The sequence below is a fragment of the Aeromonas sp. ASNIH7 genome (genome assembly GCF_002903485.1).
Lineage (GTDB): Bacteria > Pseudomonadota > Gammaproteobacteria > Enterobacterales > Aeromonadaceae > Aeromonas > Aeromonas caviae.
In genome coordinates this window covers 1634967-1658682 of the sequence record NZ_CP026226.1, presented here as the reverse complement: position 1 = coordinate 1658682, position 23716 = coordinate 1634967, and the positions used below count along the sequence as shown (strand labels likewise).

General features: G+C 61.8%; 29 protein-coding genes and 1 pseudogene. 13 read left to right on the top strand and 17 right to left on the bottom strand.

Going from position 1 to position 23716, the window contains the following annotated elements:
- Positions 1 to 18 precede the first annotated feature (18 nt).
- From C2U47_RS22815 to C2U47_RS07805, 4 genes are all read right to left on the bottom strand, one after another.
- A complete protein-coding gene (locus C2U47_RS22815; RefSeq protein WP_158657391.1) occupies positions 19 to 534 on the bottom strand; it encodes a hypothetical protein in 516 nt (171 codons plus the stop codon).
- Between the two features lie 269 nt (positions 535 to 803).
- Entirely contained in the window at positions 804 to 1370 is a 567-nt protein-coding gene (locus tag C2U47_RS07815; protein ID WP_041214329.1) for a GNAT family N-acetyltransferase, read from the bottom strand.
- Complete coding sequence (locus C2U47_RS07810) at positions 1370 to 1798, bottom strand: GNAT family N-acetyltransferase (protein ID WP_041214330.1); 429 nt, start codon at positions 1796 to 1798, stop codon at positions 1370 to 1372. Before C2U47_RS07810 ends, C2U47_RS07815 begins: the two co-directional genes overlap by 1 nt.
- 28 nt (positions 1799 to 1826) lie before the next feature.
- The gene (locus C2U47_RS07805) at positions 1827 to 2462 is read right to left on the bottom strand and encodes a Vat family streptogramin A O-acetyltransferase (RefSeq protein ID WP_103261567.1); all 636 of its coding nucleotides are present in this window, start codon (positions 2460 to 2462) and stop codon (positions 1827 to 1829) included.
- Positions 2463 to 2684: 222 nt separating this feature from the next.
- On the opposite strand from C2U47_RS07805, the pseudogene C2U47_RS07800 reads away from it, so the two are divergent.
- Positions 2685 to 3268: pseudogene (locus C2U47_RS07800) on the top strand (penicillin-binding protein activator LpoB).
- Positions 3269 to 3594: 326 nt separating this feature from the next.
- On the top strand, positions 3595 to 4485 hold the full coding sequence (locus C2U47_RS07795) for a sensor domain-containing diguanylate cyclase (RefSeq protein ID WP_103261566.1): 891 nt from the start codon (positions 3595 to 3597) through the stop codon (positions 4483 to 4485).
- A 75-nt stretch (positions 4486 to 4560) separates the two neighbouring features.
- Here C2U47_RS07795 and C2U47_RS07790 read toward each other — a convergent pair whose 3' ends face one another.
- Positions 4561 to 5199 (bottom strand): exopolysaccharide biosynthesis protein, encoded by a 639-nt coding sequence (locus tag C2U47_RS07790; protein WP_103261565.1) that lies wholly within the window; start codon positions 5197 to 5199, stop codon positions 4561 to 4563.
- A gap of 245 nt (positions 5200 to 5444) precedes the next feature.
- Here C2U47_RS07790 and C2U47_RS07785 point away from each other — a divergent pair, with 245 nt between their 5' ends.
- Both C2U47_RS07785 and C2U47_RS07780 read left to right on the top strand, forming a co-directional pair.
- Positions 5445 to 6041: an outer membrane beta-barrel protein gene (locus C2U47_RS07785; RefSeq protein ID WP_180911694.1), complete on the top strand. Its 597-nt coding sequence runs from the start codon at positions 5445 to 5447 to the stop codon at positions 6039 to 6041.
- Between the two features lie 45 nt (positions 6042 to 6086).
- The gene (locus tag C2U47_RS07780; protein WP_010672677.1) at positions 6087 to 6617 is read left to right on the top strand and encodes a GNAT family N-acetyltransferase; all 531 of its coding nucleotides are present in this window, start codon (positions 6087 to 6089) and stop codon (positions 6615 to 6617) included.
- On the opposite strand, the gene C2U47_RS07775 is transcribed toward C2U47_RS07780, so the two are convergent.
- Positions 6598 to 6903, bottom strand: a complete 306-nt coding sequence (locus tag C2U47_RS07775; RefSeq protein ID WP_103261951.1) for a monooxygenase — start codon at positions 6901 to 6903, stop codon at positions 6598 to 6600. The two genes, C2U47_RS07780 and C2U47_RS07775, sit on opposite strands and share 20 nt — an antisense overlap.
- Positions 6904 to 7024: 121 nt before the next feature.
- On the opposite strand from C2U47_RS07775, the gene C2U47_RS07770 reads away from it, so the two are divergent.
- Positions 7025 to 7381 (top strand): winged helix-turn-helix transcriptional regulator, encoded by a 357-nt coding sequence (locus C2U47_RS07770; protein WP_069785521.1) that lies wholly within the window; start codon positions 7025 to 7027, stop codon positions 7379 to 7381.
- On the opposite strand, the gene C2U47_RS07765 is transcribed toward C2U47_RS07770, so the two are convergent.
- From C2U47_RS07765 to C2U47_RS07755, 3 genes are all read right to left on the bottom strand, one after another.
- Positions 7353 to 8390, bottom strand: coding sequence for an acyltransferase (locus tag C2U47_RS07765; protein ID WP_069785522.1), 1038 nt, complete (start codon positions 8388 to 8390; stop codon positions 7353 to 7355). The two genes, C2U47_RS07770 and C2U47_RS07765, sit on opposite strands and share 29 nt — an antisense overlap.
- Positions 8391 to 8566: 176 nt before the next feature.
- Positions 8567 to 9187, bottom strand: coding sequence for a PepSY-associated TM helix domain-containing protein (locus C2U47_RS07760; protein WP_069785523.1), 621 nt, complete (start codon positions 9185 to 9187; stop codon positions 8567 to 8569).
- 65 nt (positions 9188 to 9252) lie between these two features.
- The gene (locus C2U47_RS07755) at positions 9253 to 11295 is read right to left on the bottom strand and encodes a TonB-dependent receptor (RefSeq protein WP_052814443.1); all 2043 of its coding nucleotides are present in this window, start codon (positions 11293 to 11295) and stop codon (positions 9253 to 9255) included.
- A 271-nt stretch (positions 11296 to 11566) separates the two neighbouring features.
- On the opposite strand from C2U47_RS07755, the gene C2U47_RS07750 reads away from it, so the two are divergent.
- Complete coding sequence (locus C2U47_RS07750; RefSeq protein WP_069785524.1) at positions 11567 to 12049, top strand: GNAT family N-acetyltransferase; 483 nt, start codon at positions 11567 to 11569, stop codon at positions 12047 to 12049.
- 470 nt (positions 12050 to 12519) lie between these two features.
- Entirely contained in the window at positions 12520 to 13257 is a 738-nt protein-coding gene (locus tag C2U47_RS07745; protein WP_069785525.1) for a class I SAM-dependent methyltransferase, read from the top strand.
- A 59-nt stretch (positions 13258 to 13316) separates the two neighbouring features.
- Here C2U47_RS07745 and C2U47_RS07740 read toward each other — a convergent pair whose 3' ends face one another.
- Positions 13317 to 14375 (bottom strand): porin, encoded by a 1059-nt coding sequence (locus C2U47_RS07740; protein ID WP_069785526.1) that lies wholly within the window; start codon positions 14373 to 14375, stop codon positions 13317 to 13319.
- Positions 14376 to 14593: 218 nt separating this feature from the next.
- On the opposite strand from C2U47_RS07740, the gene glpX reads away from it, so the two are divergent.
- Positions 14594 to 15604 (top strand): class II fructose-bisphosphatase, encoded by a 1011-nt coding sequence (gene glpX, locus C2U47_RS07735; protein WP_039040467.1) that lies wholly within the window; start codon positions 14594 to 14596, stop codon positions 15602 to 15604.
- A 355-nt stretch (positions 15605 to 15959) separates the two neighbouring features.
- The gene (locus tag C2U47_RS07730; protein ID WP_069785527.1) at positions 15960 to 16211 is read left to right on the top strand and encodes a YkgJ family cysteine cluster protein; all 252 of its coding nucleotides are present in this window, start codon (positions 15960 to 15962) and stop codon (positions 16209 to 16211) included.
- Positions 16212 to 16373: 162 nt separating this feature from the next.
- On the opposite strand, the gene murA is transcribed toward C2U47_RS07730, so the two are convergent.
- From murA to mlaF, 7 genes are read right to left on the bottom strand one after another with little or no spacing between them, the layout of a single operon-like run.
- The gene (gene murA / locus C2U47_RS07725; protein WP_041211853.1) at positions 16374 to 17630 is read right to left on the bottom strand and encodes a UDP-N-acetylglucosamine 1-carboxyvinyltransferase; all 1257 of its coding nucleotides are present in this window, start codon (positions 17628 to 17630) and stop codon (positions 16374 to 16376) included.
- 19 nt (positions 17631 to 17649) lie between these two features.
- Entirely contained in the window at positions 17650 to 17907 is a 258-nt protein-coding gene (gene ibaG, locus C2U47_RS07720) for a BolA family iron metabolism protein IbaG (RefSeq protein ID WP_010675882.1), read from the bottom strand.
- On the bottom strand, positions 17907 to 18179 hold the full coding sequence (locus tag C2U47_RS07715; protein WP_069785528.1) for an STAS domain-containing protein: 273 nt from the start codon (positions 18177 to 18179) through the stop codon (positions 17907 to 17909). Before C2U47_RS07715 ends, ibaG begins: the two co-directional genes overlap by 1 nt.
- Positions 18176 to 18808 (bottom strand): phospholipid-binding protein MlaC, encoded by a 633-nt coding sequence (gene mlaC, locus C2U47_RS07710; RefSeq protein WP_039040470.1) that lies wholly within the window; start codon positions 18806 to 18808, stop codon positions 18176 to 18178. Before mlaC ends, C2U47_RS07715 begins: the two co-directional genes overlap by 4 nt.
- Positions 18809 to 18810: 2 nt before the next feature.
- On the bottom strand, positions 18811 to 19308 hold the full coding sequence (gene mlaD / locus C2U47_RS07705; RefSeq protein WP_010675879.1) for an outer membrane lipid asymmetry maintenance protein MlaD: 498 nt from the start codon (positions 19306 to 19308) through the stop codon (positions 18811 to 18813).
- Between the two features lie 7 nt (positions 19309 to 19315).
- Positions 19316 to 20095, bottom strand: a complete 780-nt coding sequence (gene mlaE / locus C2U47_RS07700; protein ID WP_010675878.1) for a lipid asymmetry maintenance ABC transporter permease subunit MlaE — start codon at positions 20093 to 20095, stop codon at positions 19316 to 19318.
- Positions 20095 to 20895 carry a phospholipid ABC transporter ATP-binding protein MlaF gene (gene mlaF / locus C2U47_RS07695; RefSeq protein WP_029314846.1) on the bottom strand — a complete coding sequence of 267 codons (801 nt, stop codon included), beginning with the start codon at positions 20893 to 20895 and terminating at the stop codon, positions 20095 to 20097. Before mlaF ends, mlaE begins: the two co-directional genes overlap by 1 nt.
- 206 nt (positions 20896 to 21101) lie before the next feature.
- Here mlaF and C2U47_RS07690 point away from each other — a divergent pair, with 206 nt between their 5' ends.
- The 4 genes from C2U47_RS07690 to lptA are packed head-to-tail and all read left to right on the top strand — an operon-like array spanning position 21102 to position 23713.
- Entirely contained in the window at positions 21102 to 22097 is a 996-nt protein-coding gene (locus C2U47_RS07690) for a KpsF/GutQ family sugar-phosphate isomerase (RefSeq protein WP_029314845.1), read from the top strand.
- A complete protein-coding gene (kdsC, locus tag C2U47_RS07685; protein WP_042864828.1) occupies positions 22097 to 22651 on the top strand; it encodes a 3-deoxy-manno-octulosonate-8-phosphatase KdsC in 555 nt (184 codons plus the stop codon). The genes C2U47_RS07690 and kdsC overlap by 1 nt, the downstream gene beginning before the upstream one ends.
- Positions 22648 to 23208 (top strand): LPS export ABC transporter periplasmic protein LptC, encoded by a 561-nt coding sequence (gene lptC / locus C2U47_RS07680; RefSeq protein WP_039040473.1) that lies wholly within the window; start codon positions 22648 to 22650, stop codon positions 23206 to 23208. The genes kdsC and lptC overlap by 4 nt, the downstream gene beginning before the upstream one ends.
- The gene (gene lptA, locus C2U47_RS07675; protein WP_010675873.1) at positions 23195 to 23713 is read left to right on the top strand and encodes a lipopolysaccharide transport periplasmic protein LptA; all 519 of its coding nucleotides are present in this window, start codon (positions 23195 to 23197) and stop codon (positions 23711 to 23713) included. The genes lptC and lptA overlap by 14 nt, the downstream gene beginning before the upstream one ends.
- Positions 23714 to 23716: the final 3 nt, after the last annotated feature.

Genomic DNA, 23716 nt, shown 5'->3' with positions numbered 1-23716 from the left:
ATCTACTATTCGGAACAGCTATTTAGTAATTAAACTGTAAATGCTACCAAGGATTGACTTTCCTTTTATCGGCGGCTGATTTAATAGATAGGCTGATGCTTGAAATATATATGAACGTACCATTTCAGGGGGAGGGATAAACTGGGCGCCATCTAATGAAAAGGTCGGGTGAGCACAAATATTTCGATCTTCTTTTATTCGCTCTAGATGCGTCTTTTCAATTAACGAGATTAATCCTAGGTCTTCATATGCAATACGCAGCACATCGTTCTCAAAATCAAGCATACTTTTGAAGTCATTAGGCGTTATATTTCCTAACCTTTTCTCGATTTTTATTGCTTCTGCATCGCCACCTAGTGCAAGTTCTCGCGTCTTCTCGATTACATCAACACAAATAGAGATCCATGTTGATGTAACTGCTGCTCGATATGCGCCAGATCTATAAGATGTTATAGCTTCTCTCAAATACTCCTTTGAAAATCTGCTCTTCACTTTTGACAATAATTCATCTAAATCAGTTAATTGGTTATACATGACATACCTTACAGGCTAATAGGATTAAGTGAGTTTATAAAGTGTATATATATTCCAAGGTTTTAATAAGACTTTGTTTTCGGAAGTGTGAGGAGGTTCATATTAAACCTGGAAGATACTTTGTTATGTTTTTTTAGAAATTAATTCGAGTGGTTTCTATTTGTCTGTGCTGTTGTTTTATGGTTGTTGTGGGCTGATAATATCCGATATGACTATAGTGATTTTAAGTTCAGGTGATATTTCATGTTGTTAATAAAAAGACGGTTAAATCACGTTATAACCGTCGGCAGAATACTGGCGGTAGGAACAAGCGAATAGATATGCGCATCAAAAGGCTGGCCATGTAGGAAGATGCGATTTCTAGCCCGGCACTCAAAGGTAGCCCCGGCGGCAATGGCAACCGCTTCGCTGGCGCTGTTGCCAACTCCCATCACGATCTCCAGCCGAAATAGTCCCAACTGCTGAAAGCCAAAGTCACGGAGCAGGGCGACCGCCTGTCGGGCGATACCGCATCCTTGGCAGGATTGGCGTACCCAATAGCCGATATTGCCGTAGCGATGATGGGGTGACAGCTGGTTGATTCCTGCGCCACCCAGCAGTTGGCCGGTGGTGGCGCAGAAAATGCCCATATCAAAGGCGCGTCCCGCCGCGCGATCCTGATCGCAGCTGGCAAACCACTCCTGCGCGCTGTCCTGAGTAAATGAAGGGGAGCACCAGCTCATCCATTTTCCGACCGTTTCGATGGATTCATGGGCTGCGCGGACAAACTCGTCGGCATCGGCCGGTTCGAACGGGCGGATCACGAGTCTGGCGTTGGCAAGGCGCGGGAGTGTCATCACTTGTCCTGCTTTTTCAGAAAGTAACTGATATGCCCCGGCGGCATATCGGGCAGCTGGCCAAAGACTTCGTAACCCTGCTTCTGGTAGAAGGGGAGAGCCTGAAAACTGGTGGTTTCCAGATGGTAGTTGGTGATGCCCTTGCTTTGGGCGTACTGCTCCATGGCGCCGAGCAGGCGGCCGCCCCAGCCATCGCGGCGGATGCTTTCGTCGATCCAGAGCCAGTCGACGTGCAGCCAGCCCCACTTGATGTCGGCGATGATGCCGCCGTGTACCTTGCCCTCTTCATCCTTGATAAAGCTGGCGATCCGCTCGCGCCGAAGTTCGAACAGTTGAGTGCCTGCCTGGCTTACGTTGTAGCCCGTCAGGCCAATGCGCAGCGCTTCGATCTCATCGTCCTGAGGCGGTTGGGGTGGGGTGAGCTGCATAGTGCTTCCTGCTTGATGGTGGTTGTCTCTAACGGGTTGCCGCTTCCAGCGCAGCTATCTCACCGCCGCTGATCAGCGGCAGGTTGCGGCTGATCTGCTCTACCGGCCAGTCCCACCAGGCGAGGGCGTTGAGACGGGCGATGGTGTCGTCGTCGAAGCGATAGCGGATCACCTTGGCGGGGTTGCCGCCGACCACGGCGTAGTCGGGCACATCGCCGGTGACCACGGAGCGGGCGGCGATGATGGCGCCGTTGCCGACCTTGACCCCTGGCATGATCAGGGCGTCATAGCCTATCCAGACATCGTTGCCGATGACGGTATCCCCCTTGTAGGGGAGGCTGCCAGGGGTCGGGGCGGCACTCTCCCAGCCGTTGCCGAAGATAAAGAAGGGGTAGGTGGAGAAGCCGGAGGCCTGGTGGTTGGCGCCGTTCATGATGAACTTGACCCCGCGGGCGATGGCGCAGAACTTGCCGATGATGAGCTTGTCGCCGATGAAGGGGAAGTGGTAGAGGACGTTGCGCTCGAAGCCCGCCGCATCCTCCGGATCGTCGTAATAGGTGTAGTCACCCACCTCGATATTGGGTCCCTTGATGGTGTTCTTGATAAAGCACACCTGGGGGAAGCCGTTCATGGGGTGAGGGTTGGCGGGATCGGGTCCGTGCATGGGGGCTCCTCTGGGGTCTGGGCTCTGGCTACCCTAACGGAATCGGGTGGAGCCTTGCCACCCTTTTGTGCCCTCCGCTTCGCCAGTCTCTGTCGCCCCCTGCCCATGTGCGCATCGACCCGGGGCGGGTTTGTCTCTAGCATGGAGGGGCGGCGGAGTCTGGCTCCGTCAAAATGGATGATGGACGAAGTGCGCCTTGCACACTTCTGGCGGAGAGAAAAGATGAAGCTGCGTTCCTTGTTGATGGTGGGTGTCCTGCTGCTGGGCGGATGTGCGGTCAATCCCTATGGGGGGACGCCTGCGCCGGTCGGCGAGCCGGACAAGCCGGTGACCAAACCAGAGAAACCCGTGGCCGAGCCTGACAAGGCCGAGCCGGTGCCTGCCCCCAAACCCGTGGCACCGACGGGGCTGGCGGTCGCCCTGGCCGATGACTTCCTGAAGGCCGCCGATGTGCAGGCGCTGGCGGGCAGCAGCCCGGTACTGCTGCTGATGGCGCCCCAGAACGGTACAGGTGAGCCCTTCAGCACCCAGCCCCTGGCGGTGGCTATGATCCAGCGCATTCAGGCCAATAGCGGCTTTCGCTTCGCAGACCCGGGCCAGGTGGCGGCCATCACGGGTCAGCTCGAATACCAGCAGGGGGCATGAACCCCGCTTCCCTGGTGCGTCTGGGTCGCCAGACCGGGGCGGGTTACATGCTCTACGGGGATCTCCTCTCTGAAGGGGGCCGCTACCGGCTCGCCATGAGCCTGATGGATCTCAAGAGCGGCGAACTGCTCTGGAACGCCAGTCGATCCGCTGCCCGTTGATGCCAGCTCGCCGGATCCCTCTTGACCGGGATCCGGCCTTGCCCCCTTGTCCGGGGGCGGGAATACCCCTGTGGCGCCCCTGACGTCACTGGGTTGGCATGTCGCACTGCCTGAAGGAAAAAAAACCTTCCTGACTGTCTGACAATTCTGGTTCTGACAGCATCCCCGATTGCTACCATTCACTTTGCCGGAGGCTTGTCCGGTGAACACGTCACCGACCGCATCCTTCCCGCCCGGCAGGCAACTTTCTGCCCCTGTGCGATACTCCATGAGTCTTGTATAACAGGAGTACAGGGACCCACTCCCACGGATAGCAAGGAGCTCGGATGGCGCTCTCAGTGGCACAACTCTACGAAGTGATGGCCCAGTTGCCGGATCCCGTTTTCATCCTCAGCGAAGATGGCTACTACATCGAGTACATCGGCGGGATGGAGCAGCAGTCCTACCAGAACGGCAACCCGCTGATCGGCAGACAACTGCTGGACGTGCTGCCCGAGGACAAGGCGCAGTGGGTGATGGCGCAGGTGGCTCAGGCCCTCGCCAGCGGCCAGGTGCAGGTGGTGGAGTATGACCTTTCCCCCGCCGAGGTGGACGGCATCGACGCCGACGCCGGGCCCCAGGGAATGCAGCGTTTCGAGGGCAAGATAGCGCCCTTGCCCTCTTTATATGAGGGGAAGCGGGCGGTGGCCTGGATGACCCGCAGCATCACTCGCCAGCACGAGTTGCAACAGCGGCTCAAGCGGCTCGGGGAGACGGATCAGCTCACCGGCCTCTACAACCGCCACTTCTTCTTCGACCAGTATCACCACAGGGTGCAGGGGCAGCATCTCACCGGCCTCATCATGCTGGATCTCGATCACTTCAAGCAGATCAACGATCGCTTCGGCCACCAGACCGGTGACAAGGTCTTGTGCCGGGTCTGCGAGTGCGTCTCCGCCCAGTTGCGGGGGGAGGATCTCTTCGTGCGCAGCGGTGGCGAGGAGTTTCTGATCCTGCTGCCGCAGATAGACGAGGGGATATTGCTGAAGGTGGCGGAGCGGATCCGCGCCGCGGTGGCGGCCCTGGCGCCGGATCCGGCCCCCGTGACCGTGAGCCTGGGCACCACCCTGATCCGGCCGGGCGAGGATCTCGGCACCGTGCTGGCCCGGGCGGACGAGTGGCTCTATCGGGCCAAGCGGGGCGGGCGCAACCAGGTGGCCCACGCGGGGGATCCCTGAAAAGCGGCCAGGCCTGCAACGAAAGAGGGCGACCCTGTGTCGCCCTCTTTCATTTGTCTGCGTCTTGGCGCCGTCTCAGCCAAACAGCGTCGAGATGTTCTGGCCCGCCATCAGCAGGCCGATGGCCAGCACGCTGAACCAGACCAGGGTGGCGGCGACCAGGGTATAGCCGAGGGCGACGAAGAGACCGTCCCGCTGCAACATGCCGACGGCCAGCAACAGTATGGCCCAGGCGGGCATGGCGTTGGTGAAGGGGATGGCGCCGAGCGGCAACATCAGCAGCAGGGCGGCCAACATGATGAGCAGGCCGTTGCAGCGATTGATGGCGTAACTGCCGGTCAGGATCAGCAGGCGGGGCCGGATCAGGCGATCGATGCGGGCCAGCAGATCCGCCCCCTTGTGCAGGGTCGGCTTGATGTGCTCGGCGGCGAAGCGGCGCTCCATCAGGACGGCGGGCAGCCAGGGCACCCGGTTGAGGGTGATGCCGGTGCCGATGAAGAGGATCAAGAGGCCAAAGGGCGTGCTGACGCCGGGGATGGAGACCGGCAGCAGGAAGGGCACGGTGAGCAGCACGCAAAACAGCAGCATGCCCTGCTCGCCCACCAGGGCCAGCATCTGGCGCAGGCTGATGTGGCTCTCTTCGATGGCGTGAGCGGTGGCCCTCAGGGTATCGGAGAGCGTGCTTTGTGGGTCGTTGAGTTGCGCGGCAACCATTCCTGAGATCCTCGTCCTGTTAAGGCCACCCCTGTGGCGCCGACAGCTTACGGGGGCGAGGTTAATCCCAGATGAATAATGTGAGCCGGCGCAAGTTTTGATGGCAAGGATGCGCCGGGAGCGGGGGCGGGTCGCCAAAATGGGGCGATACAGCCCCCGTCCAGGGTCGGATGGAACAGGCTCTGATATGCTTTTTGACGCAATCCATGTGAACCGGGGAGAAGAGCGTGACGAGAGCGACGATGATGGTGCTGGGACTGTGGTTACCGCTGACGGGCTGGGCGGCCGAGCCCGCGGTGTCGGGCTGGCAGCTGACCCCTTTCCTGGGTTACAGCTCGTCCATCGACTTCGAGGCGATGGATGAACCCACCCCCACGCCGCACTCGGCCGGCATCGGCTCCCTGCAGGGGGAGAGCTCGGGCAACTGGGGCCTCTTCATCAGCAGGGAGGTGGATGACCCCGGCATGGTGGAGCTGCTCTACAGCCACCAGTCGACCCGGGTGTCCCCCGAACTGCCCGACAGGCTGACGGTGGACACCCTGCAGTTTGCCGGGGCCCTGACTCTCTCGGACAACCTGATGGCCCCCTATATCGGCGCCGGGATCGGGGTCACCCGCTTCGATGCCTACGACAGCGAGACGGCCCCCTCCATGTCCCTGGCGCTCGGGGTGCAGCCGCGCCTGACCGAACATCTGGCTGTGCGGGCCGAGGTGCGCGGTTATGGTGCCCTGGTCAACGACGACAGCCAGTTTCTCTGCAACCCCGAGATCTGCGCCTTTCGGGTGCGAGGGGAGCTGATCACCCAGTGGCAGGCCAATATCGGCTTGACCCTGAGGTTCTGAGCCTCATGATTGGGCTCCTTTGACCAGACAAGGCGATACGACTCCGTGCCATCCCTGCCCCGTGAACTGCCCGTACTGCTGACGCCAAGGGGGCGACTGCGCCCCTTCGATGGGCGGGATGCTGCCGATCTCTTCGCCATCTACGGGGATCCCCTGGTGATGCGCTTCGTCGGGGAGCCGCCGTTTCCCTCCCTTGCCACCGTGTCGCAGATGCTGGCTAGCGTCGAGCGGTTGCTGGCTGGCGGCGAGTCGCTGGAGTGGGGGCTGGTGTTACGCGGCAGCGGCCGCCTGGTGGGTACCTGCGGCTTGCACAGCTTTGCGGCCGGCGCCAGCCTGCGCCAGGCGGAGGTGGGCTGCATGCTGGCCCGCAGCCACTGGGGACAAGGTTTGATGGGGGAGGCGCTGAGCGCCCTGATCGCCTATGCCCGCCAGCTTGGCATCATCACCCTGCTTGCGGATATCGAACCGGACAATCTGCCCAGCCAGCGGCTATTTGAGCGGCTGGGCTTCATCTGGCAGCAGGATACCTGCTACCGGTTGCTGCTGGGCGAGGAGATCACACCAGACCGCGCGTGACGCGGCTGAGGGGCTCGTTGACGTCGAACACCTTGTACTGCACCGCGCTGGCGCCCATGGCGAGCACCCGCTGCTCATGCATGGTGGCGTAGGCGAGGGCGCTCCCCTCATCCTCGAACAGATAGATGCCGCCCGCCTCGCCGGTGCGGGGGTTCTCGGTCCAGATCTTGGAGATGAAGCCGGGCTCCCGGGTGATGGAGTCGGCCAGCGGCATGGCCGCAGCAGTGAGGGCTGGTCCCATCATCTGGGCGGGGAAGTTGAAATGGATCTGCAGCAGGCTGGGCATGATAAACCTCTCGTGGGCGTTGATTGGCGGAATCCGCATCATAGGAAGCCAGCATCTTGGCTGCAAGAAGGCACATTTTCGTGGCATAGTTACCGCAAAGTAACCACTCACGAGCCATACCGTGCCCTCACTGCCCTGTCCCGCCTATCAGGTATTGCGCCTGCTGACCGGCAAATGGAAGCCGGCCATTCTGTTTCATCTGCGCGAACAGACCCGGCGCTTTGGCGACCTGCGCCGCTGCCTGCCCGAGGTGAGCCAGAAGGTGCTCACCGCCCAGCTCAAGGAGCTGGAGAGCGACGGTGTCATCATCCGCACCCTCTACCCCGACGTACCGCCCAGGGTGGAGTACTGTCTGAGCCCGCTTGGCGTCGCCCTGATCCCCCTGCTCCAGCAGATGCACGATTTTGCGCTGAACCACGTTGATCTGCTGGCTGGTCAGGGTCCTGTTTCTAGCGAGCCCGCAGCAACCAGCGGCTGAGGGCGGTGGCCGCCAGCAGTCGGTAGCCGAGCAGAGTGAGCGCCAGCAGCGCGGGTACCTTGAGGAGCTCCCACCACACCTGCTTGCCCTGGGGGCCGAAGATCATCAGCCACACCACCAGCATCATGTGCAGACAGTAGAGGCCGAGCACCTTGGGGGCCTGGCGCTCCAGCCAGCTGCCTTTGCCCCATGCCGGGTTGGCCAGCAGCAGGCCGAACAGCCCCAGCGTCCAGGGGAGCGAACCCAGCAGGAAATCGTGACGAGCGAGGGGGACGGCGGCAATGCGCAGCAGACCTGCGGCCTCCAGGGCGTAGAGCCCCATCCCCGCCATCATCATCAGGGCGCAGCGCCTGGCGTCCGGCTGCCAGGCACGCAGGCGCAGCTCGGCGCCAAGCGCCACGAACAGCAGGGAGAAGAAGGGGCCGTTGCGGGTCAGCAGGGCCCACTCGCCCCCCGGCAGCAGCGGGCCATAGGAGCCACCGATCAGGGCCAGGCCGTAGAGCAGGGCCCCCAGCAGCAGGGCCAGCCTCGGCAGGCGGACCTGCTGGCAGAGCCCCAGGATCAGCACCGCCACCATCAGGGCGGGCAGGAACCAGAGGTGGATCATGCCGCCCACCCACCAGACGTTGAGATGATCCCCGAGCTGCATCTGCCACTGGCCTGCCATGGCGGGCAGGTAGCCCTCGCTCACCGCCGCGAGCGGGTTGAAGGGGATCAGCACGTAGAGCAGGCTCCACGCCAGCCAGAGCCCCAGCAGGGGTCGGCAGTAGCGCAGTGCGACCGTCAGCGGGTGGCCCGCGGCGAGGGCGGGTTGCAAGAAGTAACCGGCGCACAGGAAGAACAGCGGCACCGCGAAGCGGCAGAGCTGGTTGATGACGGCCCCGACCAGAGGGTAGGGCGTGCCGTCCCACAGGGCGGGGTCGAAGGGGTTGCTGAAGGGGGAGAGATGGATGGTCATCACGGCCAGGATGGCCACCACTCGCCCGCATTCGATGCTGGAGATGCGCATGATTCCTCGCGGCGTTCGGGAGCTGGGCGCACCCTATCAGCCGCAGGCGTTCCCTATCCAGCCGCCTGGTCGCCAACTGTGACCCCCATCGGCGGCCGGTTACCCTTTGTTACCCGAGGTGCGGGCAAGGTTACCGCCGCCGGGAGCGGGATCCCGTTTTGGTGTCGGTAAAAGGGCTAGAGCAGGGCCACCAGCACGGTGACCAGGGCGCCCAGCAGCAGCAGGGCGATGCCGCGCGCGGCCGGGCCGTGCAGCTTGTTCCACATCAGCAGGCTGGTGAGGGCCAGCAGCAGCATGGCCAGCGCCGCCAGATCCCCCACCAGCTGCCACGGCAGGCCGGTGCCCATGCCACGGTGCAGCCGGTTGAGGCTGGCAGCGAAGTTGGCCTGCTGCAGCTCGGTGCGCACCAGCAGAGTGCCTTCCACATAGCTGGCGGCCACGCTTTCGCTCAGGGTGACACCGCGCAGCTCCCAGCGGGCCGGCAAGGTGAGAGAGCCGGATGGTGTGGGCAGGGTCTGGGGCGGGGTGATCTGGGGTCGCCCCTCCTCGAACATGTCTGCATAACGCTGTTGCAGCAGGGCTTTCAATTCATCCGGGCTGGCCAGCGGCGTGCTCAGTACTATCTCTTCGCTCGACTTGGCGGTGTGGGGACCGGGCAGGGGCAGCACGGCCCTGTGTTGCAGCCAGAGGCCGGTGAGGCCGTAGATCAGCATCAGGGTGAGGGTGGCAAAGCCTGCCCAGGCGTGGATGCGGCGCACCCACTTGTTGTTGTGCAGGGGGAGTTTTCTGCGTGTCATCGTTCGGTGCTTCATAACAATCTGGCCAGCGAACGCTGGCCAGAGGGGTCGGTAAACAGGGAGGATCAGAAGCGGTAGGCGGCGGTCAGGTGCAGCTGACGGGGCGTGCCCGGCATGATCTGGGCCGCGCTGGTGGCGCTGACGAAGTAGTCGTGATCGGTCAGGTTCTCCACGCTCAGCTGGGCTTCCCACTGGGGCCAGCGGTAGCCGGCACGGGCGTCGAAGCGGGCGTAACCGGGCAAGGTGGTTGTGTTGGCGTTGTCGGCGAAGCGATCCCCCACCGCCGTCATCCCGGTCTCGCCGAACCAGCCCTGCTTGCCGCTCTGGTAGCCGGCGAACAGCTGGCCGTTCTGGCGGGAGACGTTCATCGGTCGCTTGCCTTGCAGGTCCGCATCTGCCTTGACCTGCTCGGCATCCTGGATGGCGACGCCGCCGCGCAGATAGATCTCGTCGGTCAGCTGGGCACGGGCGCTCAGCTCGATGCCGTCGGTGCGCTGCAGACCGGTGAGGATCACCCGGGTGGGATCCAGCGGATCCTTGCTGCGCTTGTTGTACATCTCCAGCCGGTAGAGGGAGAGGGTGGTGGCGAGGCGGCCGTTCAGCCAGTCGCTCTTCACGCCCCCTTCATAGAGCCGGGTGTGCTGGGGATCCAGGTTGTTGTTCTTGTCCCCCGGGGTGATGCCGATAAGCTCGCCGCCCACCGGGGTGAAGGTCTTGCTGTAGGAGGTGTAGAAGGCATGCTCCTCGATGGGGTTCCACACCAGGCCCAGGCGCGGACTCAGGCTGGTGACCGAGAGGGTCTCTTCCTTGTCGAGGTCGTTGCGGCGGCTGGTGACGGTGAAGTCGTCGCGGCGCAGGCCTGCCAGCAGGTGCCAGTCGCCCAGGCTGAGCTGATCCTGCACATAGAGGCCGACACCGCGCACCCTGTGATGGGCGTCGCTGGAGAGTTTCATGGCGCCGTCGTAGGTGGGCAGGGAGCCCGGATCATAGAGGTTGCCTGCCGGGATCGGGTTGGCGTTCTGGTAGAGCTTGGGGGTGCGATCCTGCCAGCCCTGCTCCAGGCCCACCAGCAGACGATGGGCGACGGGGCCGGTTTGCAGCTGGCCTTCCGCCTCGGTGTTGCTGGTGAGGCTGCTGGCCTTGAGATCCTGCTGCCAGCGGGCGCGGGTCACCTTGTCACCCTTGACGCTGGTGACATAGGTATTGTCGAACTGGCTGTCGAGGGTGGTGTAGCCGAGCTGCTGGCGCAGTTGCCACTGATCGTTGATGTCCCAGGTGAAGCGGGAGCGGGTGGACTGGGCCACATCGTCGATGAAGTCGCGGCGGGTGTCGCTGTAGACGCTCTCGATGGGGACATCCGCCGGGCGACCATCGACGCCGGGAATGCCGCGATCCGGGGTGCGATCGTGCTCGTTGCGCTCGTATTGCACCAGCCAGTTCAGGGTGTCGGTGATCTCCCAGTTGACGGAGGGGGCCAGCAGGGTGCGCTTGCTGGTCACGTCGTCGCGAAAGCTGTCTTTGTCTTCCTGGGCCAGGTTCAGGCGCACCTGTACCCGCTCTCCTGCCTCGCCGTTGAGGTCGGCGGCGAAGCGTCGGCTGTCGAAGCTGCCGACCTGGGCGCTGACGCTGGAGGCCTGCCCCTTCTGGGGAACCTTGCTGACCCGGTTGACAATGCCGCCCGTGCTGCCACGGCCGTAGAGCACGGCGGCGGGGCCCTTGAGCACTTCGACCCGTTCGATGTTGCCAAGGTCGCGGGTGTATTGCATGTCGTCGCGCAGGCCGTCGAGGTAGAAGTCGTTGCTGGCGCTGAAACCGCGGATGGTGACGCCGTCAAAACGGGTGTCGCCGCTGGCGTTGACGCCAGGGATGCCGGTCAGGGCTTCACTCAGGGTGGGCTGGCCGAAGGCGGTCAGCTCGCTTGCCTTGACGGTCTCGATGCTCTGGGGCACCAGCTTGGCCGGGGTGGCGGTACGGGTCGCGGTGGCGACCTCTTCATGTTGGCTGCGTTTGCCGACCACGGTCAGGGTTTCGTCTTCGGCACGGGGGCTGGTGCAAACCGCCAGCAAGGCGACGCCCAGCAAGGCGCGCGGGGAGTTGGAATGGTTCATCTGGGTGTGACTCTTTGTCGACCAATCGGCCTGAAATTGTTGATTTTATTGTAATTATTGATTTCTCTCATCGTGAGAGGTTGCTAATGATATTGATTTTCATTTGCCTTGCAAGGAGAAGATGCAAGAAAAAGAGATCATTGGCGGCAGGCACTGAGGGGGCTGGAACCTCGGGGAAAAGGCCGGGGGAACCTTGGTTCGGTTCGGAGGGGACGCTACCATGGTGGCCTCGCGCCTTGGCGCACCATCCGGCACACACAGGGAGAGAAACATGGTCGAGATCATCAGGGCGGATCTGCACAACCCTCGCCACGGCGAGGCGCTGATCGCGATGCTGGACGAATACGCCAGGGACGAGATGGGGGGCGGCAGTGCACTGGCGGACGAGGTGAAGGCGAATCTGGCCGAAGCCCTGGCCGCGCGACCCGGTGCTCATGTGCTGCTGGCCTGGGTCGATGGGGAGCCTGCTGGCGTTGCCACCTGCTTCGAGGGCTTCTCGACCTTCGCCTGTCAGCCGCTGCTCAATATCCACGACGTGGCGGTGCACCCTGCCCATCGCGGCCACGGCATCGGCAAGCAGCTGTTGGCGGAGGCGGAGCGGCTCGCCCGGGAGCTCGGTTGCTGCAAGCTGACCCTGGAGGTGCTGGAGGGGAACAAGGTGGCCCAGGCTGCCTATCGCGCCAGCGGCTTTGCGGGTTATGAGCTCGATCCCGAGGTGGGCCGGGCCATGTTCTGGCAGAAGAAGCTGGGGTGAGAGGGTCGGCAAACATGATCTGCCGGGCTTGCCTCTGAGACTCCTGTCCCCTAGAGTGGCACCAGATTTTTCAATGTGTTGATGGAACCGGCCCGGCCGGGTGAGTGACATGACCCTTTATGCTTCGGATCAGCGAGTGACCCGAATGAACTCCGTACAGATGCGCACGATGAAGCATTGTCCGGAGCCGGTGGAGGCCCAGACCTCCCATCCATTCATCGTGCAGTGACGACCGGATCTCGCTACCTCGCGGGAGCCGTGACCTTGCCGCACGACTGAACCAAGGCCATAGACGTTGCCTCGTCTATGGCCTTTTTTGTTGCCCCGCAGCCAGGCTGCGGGTGCGAGACAGAGCAGAGGCCCGCCCGGGTCTCTGCTTTTTTTATGGTCTGTCATGACCGACGGGTATGCTTGGCAAGGGCCGGGTCGTTGGCCAGAGAGGCTGACCATCTTCAAGAGGAAACAGTGCAATGTCACAAAATATCTATGATGAACCAGGGTTTTTTGAGGGCTATGCCCAACTGCCACGCTCCCTTCACGGGCTGGCGGGGGCGCCGGAGTGGCCGGCGCTGCAAGCCATGCTGCCGGATCTTGCCGGCAAGCGGGTGCTGGATCTGGGCTGCGGTTATGGCTGGTTCTGCCGGGCAGCCAGAGATCTCGGGGCTGCCGATGTGGTCGGTATCGATCTCTCCGCGAAGATGCTGGCCCGTGCCGCCGAGCTGACCCGGGATGAGGCCATCCGCTATCGGCAGGGGGATCTGGACGGTCTTGCGCTGTCCGATGAGCCTTTCGATCTCATCTACAGCTCCCTGGCGCTCCATTACCTGCCCGAGGTGGCGCCGCTGTTTGCGGAGATCCACCGTGCGCTGGTGGCTGGCGGCAGCCTGGTGTTCTCGGTGGAGCACCCCATCTTCACCTGCCCGCAGCCGCAAGGCTGGCTGGTGGATGCAGAGGGACGCCGCTCCTGGCCCGTCAACGGCTACCAGGCCGAGGGCAAGCGGGTCAGCAACTGGCTGGCGGAGGGGGTGGTCAAGTATCACCGCACCCTGGGCTCCTACCTCAATGCCCTTGTCGCCGCCGGGTTCCAGATCCGCCGCGTGGAGGAGTGGGGGCCGACGGCGGCGCAGATTGCGGCCAACCCGGCCCTGGCGGAGGAGGCGGAGCGCCCCATGCTGTTGCTGGTGTCGGCGTATAAACCCCTGGCCTGACGCAATAAAAAACGGCGCGCAGAGTGCTCTGCGCGCCGTGTCGTCAGGTGGTTGCCGACTTAGAAGTCGTAGCGGGCCGCCAGCTGGAAGTCATCCTTGGTGTTGAGCTTGCCGCTGTCATGGCTGTCGAGGTTGTTGATGCGGTACTCGCCGATGACGCGCAGGTTCTTGTTGAACTTGTACTGGGCACCCAGGGTGTAATAGTCGATGGAGTCGTAGTCAGACTTGCCAGCCTGCTCCACCTTCTGCTTGTTCCACAGGGCCATCAGGCCGAAGCCGCTCTCGAAGTTGTAACCCAGTGCCCCTTCCCAGCCGGTGTGATCCTTGCCGGTGGCCAGGAAGTCGCTGCCGTCGGCATAGCTCAGGGCGGCGTAGAGGGCCTTGTTGTCGTACTTGGCGGAGAGCAGCCACAGCTTGGCATCCTCTTCACCGCTCTTGTCGCGGATGCCCACGTTGTAGGCGGTCCCCAGGGAGAGGTTGAACGGGAAGGTGTAGGCCACGGCGGCACCGTAGGCGGCATCGCTGTCCTTGCTGGAGGTCTCTTCGGTGTCACCGCCATCGAACTTGTAGCTGGTATCTACCTGGAAACCGTTGAACAGGCCGGAGTACTTCAGCACGGAGCCGGCGCGGTTGGTGGCGAAGGTGTCGGTCTTGGCGCCCAGTGCCTCGTTGCCGTAACCGTCGGAGAGGGAGACATCAGTCCAGTCCGCCAGGAAGCCAGGAGCCCCCTTCTGGCGACCGAAGGTGACGGTTCCCCAGTTGGCGCCGACACCGGCGAACGCCAGACGGGTACGCAGGTTGTCGGAGTTCTCGCTGACGGTCTTCTCGCTGTCGTTGATGTACATCTGCAGTTCGTACTGGGCCAGCGCCTTGAGACCCGGGTTGATCTCGCTCTCTACCTTGGCGCCCAGACGGACAAACTGGTTGGCTCCCTGTTTGTCGCTGTATTCGTCTTTGATGTCACCGTTGGCGTCCAGCTCTTTCTTCTCGCCGAAGAACTGGCCGGCGTAGATGCGGCCGTAGAGGTCGAGCAGGGTGCTCTCGTTTTTGTACACTTCAACGGCTTGAGCCTGGAAGGCGGCGGTAAGAGCCAATGCTACTACTGTCAGCTTTTTCATCATGATCCCTTGTGTTGCAAGCTTTTGTTTTAAAAGACGGGGCCATGCTAGAAGTGACAGATGACAGTCGGGTGACCGTGCAATGAACAAACCGTGTCGGTTCCATGTCAGCGGGATGAAAACCGGGATTTATGTGGCTGGTCGCCACTTTTACGCGCAAAGGTTTGCCCTTGTGGTAGAATGCCGCCCGTTTTCGAGCTCCTAAGGTTGGATATGCGATGAGACGTGAACTGGCAATCGAATTTTCCCGAGTGACGGAAGCGGCTGCACTGGCTGGCTACAAGTGGCTCGGACGTGGTGACAAGAATATCGCCGATGGCGCGGCCGTGGCGGCCATGCGTCACATCCTCAATCAGATCCAGATCGATGGCGAGATTGTGATCGGCGAAGGGGAGATCGACGAAGCCCCCATGCTTTACATCGGCGAGAAGGTGGGCACGGGTCAGGGCGACGCCGTGGACATCGCGGTCGACCCCATCGAGGGGACCCGTATGACTGCCATGGGTCAGGCCAATGCCCTGGCCGTGCTGGCGGTGGGCGACAAGGGATCCTTCCTCAAGGCCCCCGACATGTACATGGAAAAGCTGATCGTGGGCCCGAAGGCGAGAGGCGCCATCGATCTCGATCAGGCCCTGGAGCTGAACCTCAAGGCCGTGGCCAAGGCGCTCGGCAAGCCCCTCTCCCGTCTGACCGTCATCACCCTGGCCAAGCCGCGTCATGACAAGGCGATCAAGGAGATGCAGGGCCTGGGAGTGCGGGTGTTCGCCATTCCCGACGGCGACGTGGCCGCCTCCATCCTCACCTGTCTGCCGGACAGCGAAGTGGACATGCTCTACGGCATCGGTGGCGCGCCGGAAGGGGTGATCTCCGCCGCGGTGATCCGCGCCCTGGACGGCGACATGCAGGCTCGCCTGATCCCCCGCCACCAGGTCAAGGGTGACAGCCCCGAGGTTCGCGCCCTGGGTGAACAGGAGATCGCGCGCTGCGAGGAGCTGGGCATCGACGTGAGCAAGGTGCTCAAGCTCGAAGATCTGGCCAAGAATGACAACGTCATCTTCTCGGCCACCGGCATCACCAAGGGTGATCTGCTGGAAGGGATCACCAGCGACGGCGTCATGGCGACCACCGAGACCCTGCTGATCCGCGGTAAATCGCGCACCATACGTCGTATCAAGTCGATCCACTTCCTGGATCGCAAAGACAGCGTGGTACGCGACATCATCCTGTAAGCAGGAGGATGGCGGTGGCGGCAAGTCACGTACTCTCATGCCGTCGTATCAAGCCGATCCACTTCCTGGATCGCACGGACAGCGTGGTACGCGACATCATCCTGTAAGCAGGAGGATGGCGGTAGCGGCAAGTCACGTACTCTCATGCCGTCGCATCAAGTCGATCCACTTCCTGGATCGCAAGGACAGCGTGGTACGCGACATCATCCTGTGATGTGCTGACTCCCGCAGCAAAAAGCCCGGCACTGCCGGGCTTTTTGCGCTCTGCAGGGCGCCAGGGTGCCCGGGCAGGGATAAGGCTTAGGAGCAACCGGACTCCTTGCTACACTGCAGTGCCCCACAGAGGAAACATCACATGGAATGTCGTCAGGGATGTGGTGCCTGCTGCATCGCCCCCAGCATCAGCAGTGCCATTCCCGGCATGCCGGACGGCAAGCCCGCCGGTGTGCCCTGTGTGCAGCTCGATGCGCACCTGGGGTGCAAGATCTTCGGCCAGCCGGAGCGCCCGGCGGTGTGCAGCGGCTTTCGCCCCATGGCGGACGTGTGCGGCTCCCATCGCCAGGAGGCCATCTGGCTTATCGGCGAGCTGGAGCGGCTGACCGCCTGAGCCCTTGACCCTCTCCCTCGGGGAAAGGGTGTCTGCTTGTCCTCCTCATCCCCGCCCCTTCTCCCGCAATGGGAGAAGGGGGTGCCGCCATTCGGAGTCATGAAAAAGGCCCCCTCGCTTTGCGAGGGGGCCTTTTTATCGTCGGCTCATGGTGAAGCCAGCTTATTCCTTGATGCGCTCGATGCGACCACCCAGGCCTTGCAGCTTGTGCTCGATGTCTTCGTAGCCACGGTCGATGTGATAGATGCGATCGACGATGGTGGCCCCTTCGGCCACGAAGCCGGCCAGCACCAGGCTGGCGGAGGCGCGCAGATCGGTCGCCATCACCTGGGCACCCTTGAGCTGCTGGGTGTCGCGGCAGATGGCCACATTGCCCTGCAGTTCGATGTCGGCACCCATCCGAACCAGCTCGGGCACGTGCATGAAGCGGTTCTCGAAGATGGTCTCGGTGACCATGCCGGTGCCCTGGGCGACCGCGTTCAGCACGGTGAACTGGGCCTGCATGTCGGTCGGGAACGCCGGGTAGGGGGCGGTCTTGATGGTGACAGGTTTCAGGGTGCGACCTGTCATGTCGAGGGTGATCCAGTCGTCACCCTTTTCAATCAGGGCGCCAGCCTCTTCCAGTTTGACCAGTACGGCTTCCAGCAGGCTGGGGTCGGTGTTGCGGCAGGTGATCTTGCCACCGGTCACGGCGGCGCCCACCAGGAAGGTGCCGGTCTCGATGCGATCGGGCTGCACGCTGTAGCTGCCACCGTGCAGACGTTCTACGCCGTCGATGGTCAGGGTATCGGTGCCTGCGCCCTGAATGTTAGCTCCGAGCGCGTTGAGGAAGTTGGCCAGATCGACCACCTCCGGCTCACGGGCGGCGTTTTCGATCACGGTGCGACCGTCAGCCAGGGTGGCAGCCATCATCAGGTTCTCGGTACCGGTCACGGAAACCATGTCCATCAGGATGTGGGCACCTTTCAGGCGGCCGTCGACGCGGGCTTTGATGTAGCCCTCTTCGATGACGATCTTCGCCCCCATCAGCTCCAGGCCGTGGACATGCAGGTTGACCGGGCGGGCACCGATGGCACAGCCGCCGGGCAGGGAGACGTCTGCTGCACCGAAGCGGGCTGCCAGCGGGCCCAGGGCCAGGATGGAGGCACGCATGGTCTTCACCAGCTCGTAGGGGGCGACATGATTGTTTACCGCGCCGGTCAGCACGGTCACGTTGCCGTTGACCTTGGTGGTGGCGCCCAGCATCTCCAGCAGCTTGAGGGTGGTACCCACGTCTTTCAGGCGCGGTACATTGGAGAGTTGAACCTCTTCGTCACACAACAGGGTGGCAAACAGGATGGGCAGGGCGGCATTCTTGGCGCCGGAGATGGTCACTTCACCGGAGAGGGTGCAGGGGCCGGTGATCTTGAATTTGTCCATGGTTTACTTCTTTACCAAATCAGGAGGGCAGCTGGAATTTACGCTCGCGTTTCCACTCGGCGTCGGTATAGGCCTTGATGGAGAGAGCGTGGATCTCGTTGGTGGCGATCTTGTCCATCAGCGGGGCATAGATGGCCTGTTGTTTCTTGACCCGGCTCATGCCGTCAAACATGTCGCCGACGGCGATCACTTGGTAGTGACTGCCGTCCCCTTTGACATGGACTTCGGACAATGGCAAAGCCTCGAGGAGTATCGCTTCAATTTCAGAGACTTGCATTATGAGTCCTCAGTTGTGAGCGGGGTTGAATGAAAGAGGCTGGCCACCCCGTAAAGGTTGGCCAGCGTATGGAAATCGTTGGAGGCACCCACCAGTGTCGGAGTGGCACCCCGTGCCAGGGCCGCCTTGGCCCACTTGACCAGCAGGGCAAGGCCGGCGGAATCCAGGGTAGTGATGGCACCGAGTTCGAGCCGATCGTCCTGCCACCAGTCGGCGCGGCGTTGCCACAGATCGTTGACCTGCGGGGCCTGCAAGTCACCGCTCAGGATCATGACTTGATCACCAGCGGCTTGGCGTTGTGTTCACGCAGCTGGGCGATCACCGCATCGATGCCGTTCTGGCGGATGAGGCCACCCAGCTCGTTCTGCTTGGCAGAGAGCAGGCTGATCCCTTCGGCAACCATGTCGAAGGCTTTCCACTCGCCGGTCTTGTTGTTCTTGCGCAGCTTGAACTCGAGGAAGATGTCCGGCTTGCCGGCCTCTTTCACGCTGACGTTGACGGCGGTGATGTTGCTCTCGGCGGCTTTGCCAGGCTGGACCTTGACGGTCTGCTTGTCGAAGTGTGCCAGGGCGTCCGCGTAGGAGCTCACCATGTACTCGGTGAAGACGTCGACAAAGGCGTCACGCTGGGCAGGGGTCGTCTGTTTGATCTGGTTGCCGAGCACCTTGTAGGCGGCGAAGCGGTTGTCCACGTAGGGCAGCAGCTCCTCGCGGATGATGACGCGCAGGTGATCGGGGTTGCTCTTCACCTGGGCCTGATCGGCCTTCAGGCGGGCAAAGGTCTGCTGGGCGGCCTGATCCACGAGGGCATAGGGGTCCGAAGTATTGACATCCGCACGGGCGACGAGGGAGAACAGCATGCTGGTCATCAGACCCAGCATCAGGGCGATCTTCTTGAACATGGTTACTCCTTGGTTGCGGGTGTGTTGGCCGGAGAGGACTGGCTGTAGAGGAACTTGCCAATCAGATCTTCCAGCACGATGGCGGACTTGGTGTCTTCGATCATGTCGCCATCCTTGAGCATGCTGGTGCCCATCTCCTCATCGCTGAACCCCGGTGCCAGACCGATGTACTGCTCACCGAGCAGGCCAGAAGTCAGGATGGAGAGGGTGCTGGTCTCGGAGAACTCGCCGGCACTCTTCTGCATCTGCAGGGAAACGATGGGGACCTGGCTCTTGGGATCCAGGGTGATGTCGCTGACACGACCGACGACGACGCCGCCGACCTTGACCGGCGAGCGCACTTTCAGGCCGCCGATATTATCGAAATGGGCGCGCAGGGTATAGGTTTCTCCTTCCGGTTTGAAACTCAATCCCGCCACTTGCAGTGCCAATGCCAGAATGGCCGCGATGCCAGCCAGCATGAAGGCGCCAACCAGAAATTCTACTTTGCTGAACTTCATCTTTCCCTTATCCAAACATGACTGCGGTGAGTATAAAATCCAGACCGAGCACGGCCAGGGATGAGTGAACCACGGTACGGGTCGTCGCCTGACTGATCCCGGCCGAGGTCGGTTTGGCATCATAGCCGTTGAAGAGCGCTATCCAGGTCACCACCAGGGCAAAGATCAGGCTCTTGATGGCGCCCTGCATGATGTCGTCCTGCCAGTCGACGGAGGCCTGCATGGCGGACCAGAAACTGCCTTCGTCCACCCCCAGCCAGTCGACACCAACCAGCTTGCCGCCAAAGATGCCGATCAGGCTGAACATGAAGGCCAGCAGCGGCATGCTGATGACCCCGGCCCAGAAGCGGGGCGCCACGACCCGGCGCAGCGGATCGACCGCCATCATCTCCAGGCTGGAGAGCTGCTCGGTGGCCTTCATCAGGCCGATCTCGGCGGTGAGGGCGGAGCCCGCACGACCGGCGAACAGCAGGGCGGTGACCACAGGGCCCAGCTCACGGAGCAGGGAGAGGGAAACCAGAGGCCCCAGGCTCTGCTCTGCGCCGAAATCCTTCAATACGTTGTAACCCTGCAGGGAGAGCACCATGCCGATGAAGAGGCCGGACACCAGTATGATGGCGACGGATTGCACTCCCACCACATACAGTTGCTGCACCAGCAGCGGGAAGTGCTTGCGTGGCTGGGGTCGTCCTGCCAGTGCATGAAACAGCATGATGGTTGCCCGGCCGACGGCGTTGATGAAACGCACACCGCTGCGGCCCAGCTTGCTTATCTGACTTGTCAACATCACAGATCCTGTAGCAGGTCGCCTGCCGGAAAATGAAACGGAACAGGACCGTCGGGCAATCCCTTGAGGAACTGCTCGACTTCGGGATTGTGCTCCTCGCGCAGCTGTTCCGGTGTGCCGTGTGCCACTACCTTGCGGTTGGCGATGATGTAGGCGTAGTCGGCGATGCTCAGCACCTCCTTCACGTCGTGGGTGACGATGACGGAGGTGATGCCGAGGGCATCGTTGAGCTCCTTGATGAGCTTCACCAGCACCGCCATGGTGATGGGGTCCTGCCCCACGAAGGGCTCGTCATACATGATGAGATCCGGATCCAGCGCGATGGATCTCGCCAGGGCCGCGCGACGCGCCATGCCACCGGAGAGCTCGGACGGCATCAGCTTGGCCGCCCCGCGCAGACCGACAGCCTGCAGTTTCATCATGACGATGGTGCGGATCAGCTCTTCCGGCAGGCCGGAGTGCTCCCGCAGCGGGAAGGCCACGTTGTCGAAGACGGTCATGCCGGTGAACAATGCGCCACTCTGGAACAGCATGCTCATCCGTTTCCGCACTTCATACAGGCGTGAACGGGAGAGCGTGGGAACGTCTTCCCCGTCAAACAGGATGTGACCGGACTCAGGCTTGAGCTGGCCCCCGATCAGGCGCAGCAAGGTGGTCTTGCCGATCCCGCTCGGACCCATGACGGCGGTGACCTTGCCACGGGGAATGGTCAGGTTGATCCTGTCGTACAGCAGCCGATCCCCGTGACTGAAGGTCAGGTCGGAGATGGTGATCAGGTCATCGTTCAAACAATTGTCCATCCGGTATAAATGAAGAGCGAATTTTATGGGCTAGTCTAGGTCTAAGCAACAGCGAGGAACAACTATTGAGCGGGTTTCCCCCCCAAGTACGCGACAGTTTTATGTAACAACCTGCGTCAATGACCGCCCATTCCGCATCCGATTCGCTTATCTCGGCAGACTTTTTTATAATCCCGCAGCAAATTTCGGCCCGGAGCTGTGCCTTTATGTCTGTAAAGCCTGAAAAAGTGTCTGAATTGTTCGATTTCCGTCGCAGCGCCCGAGCGGTGCTGGACATAGAAAAACAAGCCATTGATGGACTCTACCAGTACCTTGACGAGGCGTTCGAGCGTGCCTGCGAGATGGTGCTGCGCTGTGGCGGCAAGATAGTGGTGACCGGCATGGGCAAGTCGGGTCATATCGGCAACAAGATTGCCGCGACCCTGGCCAGCACGGGAACGCCCGCCTTCTTCCTGCACCCGGGCGAGGCGAGCCACGGGGATCTCGGCATGATCTCAGCCGGGGATCTCATCATCGCCATTTCCAACTCCGGCGAGAGCGACGAGATCCTGGCCCTGCTGCCGGTGCTCAAGCGCCGCGGCATTCCACTCATCTGCATGACAGGCAATCCGGCTTCCACCATGGCGAAAGAGGCCAACGTGCACCTGTGCATCAAGGTGGAGAAAGAGGCCTGCCCCCTCGGTCTGGCCCCGACATCCAGCACTACCGCCACCCTGGTGATGGGGGACGCGCTGGCCGTGGCCCTGCTGGAGGCCCGTGGTTTCACCGCCGATGACTTTGCGCTGTCGCATCCGGGCGGGTCCCTCGGCAAGCGGTTGCTGTTGCGAGTGGGCGATCTGATGCACAGCGGCGAGCTGTTGCCCAAGGTGGGGATAGATGCCACCATCAGCCAGGCGCTGCTGGAAGTGAGCCGCAAGGGGCTCGGCATGACGGCGGTGGTGGACGATCAAGGGCTGCTTGCCGGTCTGTTCACCGATGGTGACCTGCGCCGCATTCTGGACCTGCAGGTGGATATTCATCACACCCCCATCAGCCGCGTCATGACGGTGAACTGTGTTACCGTAGGGCCTGAGATGATGGCGGCCGAGGCCGTCAAGCTGATGGAAACCAGGAAAATCAACGGGTTGTTGGTCGTGGATGGGGAGAGACACCCGCTGGGTGCCTTCAACATGCATGACCTGCTGAAAGCCGGAGTAATTTGATGCAAGACGTACCGACCCTCTATGGTCCGGTGACGCGCAGCCAGTACGAGAAGGCGGCGCAGATCCGCCTGCTGGTGTGCGATGTGGATGGGGTGCTCTCCAACGGCTTCATCTATATGGGCAATAACGGCGAAGAGCTGAAGACTTTCTGCACCCGTGACGGTGCCGGCATGCGTGCCCTGCTCAATGCGGGCATCGAGATTGCCATCATCACGGGGCGAAACTCCCGCATCGTCAGCGATCGCATGAAGAGTCTGGGAGTCCAGCACCTGGTGCAGGGTGCAGACAAAAAGCTTCCCCACTTCGAGGCCTTGCTGACCAAGCTCGGGCTGGATGCATCGCAAGCCGCCTATATGGGAGATGACACCATCGATCTACCGGTGATGCAGGCTTGCGGCCTGGGTATCGCCGTTGCCGACGCCCATCCGCTTGTGCTGGCGAAGGCGGATCTGGTGACGCGGCTTGGCGGTGGCGTCGGGGCCGTGCGCGAGGTGTGCGACCTGATCTTGCAGGCCCAGGGATTGGCTGACTATCAACCCGAGGCGTCGCGATGAACAAACAGACTGTACTGTTCGGCCTGCTGTTTCTGGCTGCGCTGGCGGCCTGGCAGCTGGGGGAGATCGAGCTGGTCCCCGAGCCGACCACCAAGACGGAAAATTTTCAACCGGACTTCACCGCCAGAGAGTTGGTGACGACCCGCTTCAACGAGCAGGGCAAGCGCACCGAGCGGCTGGAATCCGAATATGCGGAGTACTACCAGGTGCTCGAGCAGGCCACTTTCACCAAGCCGGTGGTCTACATGTTCGATGACAAGGGCGCGGCCGAATGGAAGCTGACGGCCGAAACCGGGGTGCTCAACACCGATGACAATGTGATCCTCCGTGACAAGGTGCATCTGGACGGTCTGCTGCCCGCTTCCTTCATCTCCACGCTGGATACCTCCTATCTGGAGCTGGATCTGGTGACGCAGGGGATGAGAAGCAACCAGCACATCAGCATTGTGGGCCAGGAGTTCCAGACCGAGGGCGTTGGCCTCAAGGGTCACCTGGAACGTAAATATTTCGAGTTACTGGATAAAGGCCATGCCACTTATTTCAATGAAAAACGTTAATCTGGCCCTCACGGCCCTGTTGCTGTGCGGTTCCCTGAATGCCAAAGAGTCCGACTTTGCCGAGAAGGTCTATGTGGATGCGGTCAAGCAGGTGGCCGAGATGCAGGACAACCGCATCACCTTCAGCGAGGATGTCATCATCACCCAGGGCACCATCAAGATTAAGGCCGACAAGGTGGTGGTGATCCGCTCCGGCGACAAGGGCGCCGAGGTCATGACCGCGTATGGCAACCCAGCCACTTTCTTCCAGGTGCTGGACAACGGCAAACCGGTCAATGCCCATGGCAACAGCATCCGCTACGAGCTTAAGAACCGGCTGGTGACCATCACCGGCAATGGCCAGCTCAAGCAGGAAGACAGCCAGGTGACCGGCGATCTCATTCGCTACGACATCGTCAAGCAGAAGATGATTGCCGAGAGCAAGGGGCCCACCCAGCGCGTCAAGACGGTGTTCCTGCCGGATCAGGTGGAGAACTTTGACAAACCCGCCGATCAGAAGAAGTAGGAA